At 30.1% G+C, this 4,796-nt stretch carries 4 protein-coding genes; 3 read left to right on the forward strand and 1 reads right to left on the reverse strand.

Annotation, left to right across the window (positions count from 1 at the left end; translation table 11 throughout):
* Window positions 1–214: 214 nt before the first annotated feature.
* The 3 genes from B8T70_RS23005 (at window position 215) to B8T70_RS23015 (ending at window position 3,006) form a co-directional block, all read left to right on the forward strand.
* Window positions 215–1,252, forward strand: coding sequence for an META domain-containing protein (locus tag B8T70_RS23005; protein WP_086896378.1), 1,038 nt, complete (start codon window positions 215–217; stop codon window positions 1,250–1,252).
* A gap of 290 nt (window positions 1,253–1,542) precedes the next feature.
* Complete coding sequence (locus B8T70_RS23010; RefSeq protein WP_086896379.1) at window positions 1,543–2,151, forward strand: hypothetical protein; 609 nt, start codon at window positions 1,543–1,545, stop codon at window positions 2,149–2,151.
* A 471-nt stretch (window positions 2,152–2,622) separates the two neighbouring features.
* The gene (locus B8T70_RS23015) at window positions 2,623–3,006 is read left to right on the forward strand and encodes a GreA/GreB family elongation factor (RefSeq protein WP_039112096.1); all 384 of its coding nucleotides are present in this window, start codon (window positions 2,623–2,625) and stop codon (window positions 3,004–3,006) included.
* Between the two features lie 71 nt (window positions 3,007–3,077).
* Here the strand turns inward: B8T70_RS23015 and B8T70_RS23020 are convergent, their stop codons facing one another.
* Entirely contained in the window at window positions 3,078–4,562 is a 1,485-nt protein-coding gene (locus tag B8T70_RS23020; RefSeq protein ID WP_086896380.1) for a PLP-dependent aminotransferase family protein, read from the reverse strand.
* Window positions 4,563–4,796: the final 234 nt, after the last annotated feature.

Here is a 4,796-nt window from a genome sequence, read left to right on the forward strand (position 1 = left end):
TTAGCACAAATCTATTTATTTAATAAATTTATAAGTGTCTACAAAACAAAATATTGCCTATAACAGATAGACAACTTAGCCATCATTTTAATTTCCATAAAATCTTAAAAATATTTTAAAATCTTAAAAATATTTCAAAATGGCACAGTTAATGCAAAAGAACCAAAACATAGAATAATCAATACTTATTGAAGTATTACAAAATTTAAAAAGAATGAAAAATTTAAAATGCATGTTTGTTTTGATGATGGTAACACTAGTTTCATCATTTACTTATGGACAAGAGACCCTAAAAATGTTTGTAAAAGAGAATAAAGTACCTTGTCAAGGTGTAGGTCCTATGGAGTGCTTACAAGTAAGATATGACAATGAAAAAGACTATCAACTTTTTTATAATGGCATTGAAGGTTTTAATTTTGAAAAAGGAAATAAATATGAGATTACTGTAATCAGAACAAAACGTGAAGGAATTGTTCCTGCGGACGCATCTATTTATACGTACAAACTAAAAAGTATTATCTCTAAAACACCTGTAACAGCTGCCAAAACTGCTAAAGGTATTTATGATACTAAAATGACATTAACTCGCTTAAATGGTAAAACAATATCTACAGGAAATGTGTATTTGACAATCGACTCAGCTACAGGGACAATTAGCGGAAAAAGCGGATGTAACAGATTTAGTGCAAAATACACTAAACTTGCTTCAAAAAATCAAATTCAAATTGGTTCATCAATAGGAACTTTAATGGCTTGTGATGAAGCGAGCATGAAATTAGAGCAAGAGTTTACTAAAGCTATACAAGATCAAAAGTTTAAAATTGTACAGAAAAAAAATAAAGTGCAGTTTAAAAACTCTAAAAACAAAATCATTATGGAATTTACTATTCCTACACAAAATGATGTTTGGAGTTTTATTGCTAAAAACAATTGGAAATTAATCATGCTTGAAAATGTAGGGCAGGATTACGGAAGAGCTTCAATTAAATTTGATCCAACTACTAAAAAAGTGAGCGGAAATTCTGGATGTAACAACTTCTTCGGAACATATACACTTAAAGGTAACGATCAAATTCAGTTTGGTAATTTAGGATCTACCAGAATGGCATGTCTTGACGAAAAGACATCTAAAATTGAACAAAAAGTACTTTCTCTTTTAGATAATAAAGAGCTACGTTTTGATGTGGCAGAGCAAACTTTAAATTTTTATCTTGGTGATAAATTGATAATGATGTTCGGAACTACAAAGTAAATCTTATAGTATATATAACAACAAAAGCCTGACAATGTTCAGGCTTTTGTTGTTTATACAAGTTGATGACACTCTGTTTATAGCAACTAGTTTTTTATCTTATATAATAAATTTATACTAAAAGACAATGATAAATTACATCGAAAATCATTTTTTAGACTAATACATTTGTAACTATTAAAATTAAATTTCTTTTTATAATGCAACTTAGTTGCATTATAGGCAAACGTTTTTATATTTGCAAAAAAGAAAATTACTTAAGAGAACATATAAATTAGAACTGAATTAAAATGAAAAAATCGATTATTATCTTAGGGTTACTATTTTTTACACTTATTGCAAAAGCACAAGAAAATGAAAAACACGAATTTCGCGTAGGTTATAGTGATGCAACATTCCTTATTATGGGAACAGGGATTTCGAATGCTTTTGGTGATGCAATTATTTCTGGCATCAACGGAGCCAAAATCGATAATGCAGAAGATAGCACACTTGGAATGTTTGAAATAGGATATCGCAATCGTATTACTGAAAGATTAAAAATAGGGGTCGATGTAAGTTATCTTAGAACCGATAAATCGTTTGAAACAAAACTTCCAAATTCTGGTGGGATAGAGCACAATAAGCGTAGAGCGCAATATTTTTTGGTACTACCCACTATAGAATTCAGTTATGTTCGTACATCTTTTATAAATTTCTACGGTTCGGCTGCAGCTGGAATTATCATGATGCAAACCAAAGAAATTGATAATACCAATGCTTATACAGATAATGCAACTGCATTTGGTTTTCAGGTAAATCCGGTTGGTTTAAGAGTAGGGAAGAAGTTAGGAGCATTTGCGGAGCTAGGTTTTGGATACAAAGGAATAATAGTGGCAGGAATAAGCTATAAACTTTAGTTTTAAGAGATTCAAGTCAACTTTAAGTTAACACTAACTTTTTATAGGTAAGTATTTGCAATACAAAAACCTATATAACTGACCTTGAGACTCCTCATTTTATTTGACATTATTAAAGTTCTATTTTTGAAATTTTTTTCTTTCAAAAAAAATAGCTATCTTTGCAGAGTTAAAAGTAAATATAGTAATGACTACTTCAAATTTTTATTTAAAAAATAATCGCTTGATGCGCCTTATGGGCACGTTACTATATCTGCATGATGATACTTTCTTAAAAAGTTCTAAAGAGTTTATTAATTAAGCCCTGTCAAAACTCTAGACAGGGACCCTTTTATTAAGGCAACTCATTTATTTAATCTTCAATTTTTATTTAGGATTCTGATATCATTGAATTCAAACACACCAAGAGCCACAAAAAGTTCAATGATGAGTTATATATCATACCTATGAGAATGGAGCAAACAGAAAGTTATGTCAGCAAATCAAAACATCATTTTAACAACAGGAATATACGATTTAATTAAGGATCACGTAAGAAGAAAAAAAGTAACAATAGAAGAAGAAAAATTATTACTTTTTGAACTTAAAAAGGCAACACAGGTACTAAGAAGAGATTTACCAGAAGATATTGTTTCTGTAAATAGAAAAGTAACCTATAAAGATCATGCAACAAACGAAGAAAAAACAGTTGTGTTTGTAGGTCCTGAGAAAACAAAAGTAAGCAAAAACAAAATTTCAATTCTTTCTGATGAAGGTATTGCAATGGTAGGATACAAAGTAGGTAATCTAGTAGAATGGCCTGCTAAAAAAGGGGATTTGAAATTAGAAATCCTAAAAGTAGAAGAAGTAGCGTAAAACCCTTTTTTAATCAAAAAAATATCCCAAAGGAAGCCTTTCTTTATGGGATATTTTTTTTTGACTAATATTTAAATAATTTCATCAAGAGATTTACTTAAAATAGCAACCGCCTTTTCCATTTCAGCTTCGTCTAAATGTCCGAAACCTAAACGTGTAGCGGTTAGATTTTTTGTTTGATACAAAATTGTTTTCGGTAAGAATAATCCATTTATAATACATTGCTTTTGCAACTTTATCAGATTGAAATTATCGAGCCATTCCACCCAAATTGCCAAACCTCGAAGCGGAATTTGAAATTTAATTTTCTCTCCTAATTTTTCCTTTAATAACGAAACAAAATAATCTCTTCGCTCTTTATAGATTTTTTTATTTTTTTTTGAAAGACGATGAACTTCACCTTCCATAATCCATTCGGTTAAAACCTGTTCCTTGATAACATCAATTTCAGGTTCCAAGATGTTTTGATGCTTTTCTAATTCCTTAATAAATTCTGATGGAGCAGCAATAAATCCATAACCAAAACCTGCTGGCAAAGATCTGCCAAATGAACCAATGTAAACTACTCTTTCATTAGAATCTAAGGCGGCCAAAGGCAATACGGGATTGTTATCATAATGGAAATCAAAATCATAATCATCTTCTAAAATCACAAACCCATATTTATTAGCCAATTCCAACACTTCCATTCTTCTTTTGACACTAAGAGAAGTTGTAGTAGGATAATGATAATTAGACGTAAGATATAATAGTCTGATACTCTGTTTTTCGCAAATCTGCCTTAGATGCCCCGTATCGATTCCGTCTTTATCAACAGGTATCGTAATTATTTGTGCACCACTATCAGATAATGTCATATTCGACATATAATACCCCGGAGAAGCTACAACAACTTTATCACCAGGACTAATCAGTAATTTTGTAACCAGATATAAACTGATTTCATGGCTAGTAGTTGTGAGTAAATTTGATGTTGAAATACGTATACCACGAGTCAGATTTAAAAAATTAGAGAACTGTGTTTTAAAATTTAAATGAGATTGTGTTTGAATTTGTTCCCAAGTTTTTGTGTTCTTTTTTCTTTTTAATTTAGATACATATAACCTTGCAAGAACATCTGTTTGAACCAATCGTAAATCGGGTAAACCATCATTAAATTGGTAGGGTAAAGTGCTGGTTTCTTTCGGGTTTTCTAGAATTGTAGAACGCTTAAAAGTAAAAGGTTCACTTATTTTTGAAGCATTTTTAGCTTCAATCGGAGTAAATTCGACTTTGTTTTTCTGTTTTTTTTCAGATAAAATAAATGTTCCTTTATTTGGCAAAATTTCAATCCAGCCTTGTAATTCTAAATCCTGAAAAGCTTTAATAAGCGTATTTCTATTAACCTCCAATAATTTACATAATATACGAGTTCCAGGAAGTTTTGTGCCTTCAGGAAGTAATCCGATTTGTATCGCTTTTATAAATTCAAAAACGATCTGCAAATATATAGCAGTAGACTCTTCAGGCTTAAGCTGAATAAAACTTTTGAAAGGAATTTGAACCGGACTATCCATTTTTATAAAACTGGTACACATTAGTAGTACGGCAAGATACTACTTTTGCAAAAAATTAAAACAAATGACAAAGATTTATTTTGCTATATTAACCTTTATGAGTGTTGGTTTATACGCTCAAGTACAAAAAGATACTATTAAAATTGACGAAGTAATAATTCACGAAAATAGATTTAGCACTCCAATTTCTAAAAAAAACAGAAATGTATATATAATTGATAAGGTTGCAATTGA

Origin of the sequence: Flavobacterium sp. AJR (assembly GCF_002156885.1) — a bacterium.
Classification (GTDB): Bacteria; Bacteroidota; Bacteroidia; order Flavobacteriales; family Flavobacteriaceae; genus Flavobacterium.

Bases quoted from the DNA above. Each gene is read 5' to 3' on its own strand.
- B8T70_RS23010 (WP_086896379.1), top strand. From the start codon at position 1,543: ATGAAAAAATCGATTATTATCTTAGGGTTACTATTTTTTACACTTATT.
- B8T70_RS23005 (WP_086896378.1), top strand. From the start codon at position 215: ATGAAAAATTTAAAATGCATGTTTGTTTTGATGATGGTAACACTAGTT.
- B8T70_RS23020 (WP_086896380.1), bottom strand. From the start codon at position 4,562: ATGGATAGTCCGGTTCAAATTCCTTTCAAAAGTTTTATTCAGCTTAAG.
- B8T70_RS23015 (WP_039112096.1), top strand. From the start codon at position 2,623: ATGTCAGCAAATCAAAACATCATTTTAACAACAGGAATATACGATTTA.